1 protein-coding gene and 1 pseudogene are annotated in these 1,236 nt (G+C 63.1%); both read right to left on the reverse strand.

What is annotated here, in order from left to right; translation table 11 throughout:
* Positions 1-1,011 (reverse strand): DUF2169 domain-containing protein (locus EN932_RS36355; RefSeq protein ID WP_128369538.1); only part of this gene is annotated, 1,011 nt, incomplete at its 3' end.
* Positions 1,011-1,236, reverse strand: a pseudogene (locus EN932_RS36360) (type VI secretion system-associated protein TagF); the annotation flags it as partial. The pseudogene EN932_RS36360 and the gene EN932_RS36355, both read right to left, overlap by 1 nt.

The raw sequence follows: 1,236 nt of genomic DNA on the forward strand, positions 1-1,236 counted from the left end.
CGTCGGCGGGCCGACCCAGCACTCGGTGAAATCAAGGATGGTTCGGTGGATGCGTTGCGACACGCGCCAGAGCAACGAGAAGCGGCGGTTCTCGGGATCGAACAGTACAGTGTCGGGCAGAAGCTGGCCCTCGAACGCTTTTTTCTGGCCCTTGAAAAAGGTCACCGGCAGCGCCGCCGGCGGTAATCGGAAGCTCTCGCGGCCGGCCGGCGTCAGGTTTATCAACTGCACGTCCTCTCCGCCCCTTGGGTGGTCGGTCTGCTGGTCCGGCGGCGCCATCTGGAAATAGCGCTCGTCGAAATCGGGCGGCAGGAACGGAAAAATATTGTCGATCCAATTCTGGTCGTAAGTGCCGCCGTATTCGATGCGTCCCGGCCAGCCACGGCCCATTGGCCCGAAACTCATCGGCTTGTAGTCGCCGAACGGCGTGCGGATATCCTCGCCGACAGCTTGCGTATTCGGCAGTCGCAAGCCGGGAATGAGCCGTTGGTTTCTGGTCCGCGACCAGCCGGTTCCGACCGGGTTGTATTTGTAGCTGGCGGGGTCCTCGGGGTCCAGCTTGTCGACGCCGCCCCAGGCGACGTCATAGGAGATCGGCAGTTTGAGGAAGGGTTGCGGCGACGTGGCGGCAAAGAGCGGGCCGATGGAGCGCCATTCGCGGTGACCGACGACCTCGAAGAGTTTCGACCAATTGCCCACCTTGATGCCGACCGGTACGCGCTCGGCGGGACGCCCACCCGGTGCGTAGGCAAAGCCATTGGCGATCACATCGCAGCGCGGCTTGCGGAAGGCGAAGTCTGTTTCCCACAGCGTCGCCGAATAGCCGGGCACACCGGTCTGGGTGTCGGCCATGACCAGCGGCACCTGCTCGGTCGACTTGCGCACAGGCCCGCCCGGCTCCGTAGGGAAATCGTAAGTACCCTTGACGACAACGACGATGTACTCACGAGCTTCCTTGTCCATGCCCATGGTGAATTCATGCGCAAAGCCGGTCTGGTTCCAGATCTGCATCAGCTAGTCTCCCAACTGGCGGCAAAGATCTGTTCCAGCGTCGCCTGCGGCGATTGCGGGTCGATGTCGAAAATATCCGAACGGGTGGTCCAAATCACCATGCCGCTGATGGCCTCGTCGCCCGGCTCGACAGTCGGCACGGGCAGGGCCCCCAGCGCGGCATCCAATCCGTCGGGCGTCAGATCGCCGCGCTGAGCGGCGAAGGCGGTCTCTTCGATGCTGGAA

Source organism: Mesorhizobium sp. M7A.F.Ca.US.002.01.1.1 (assembly GCF_004022955.1).
Taxonomy (GTDB): Bacteria; Pseudomonadota; Alphaproteobacteria; order Rhizobiales; family Rhizobiaceae; genus Mesorhizobium; species Mesorhizobium ciceri.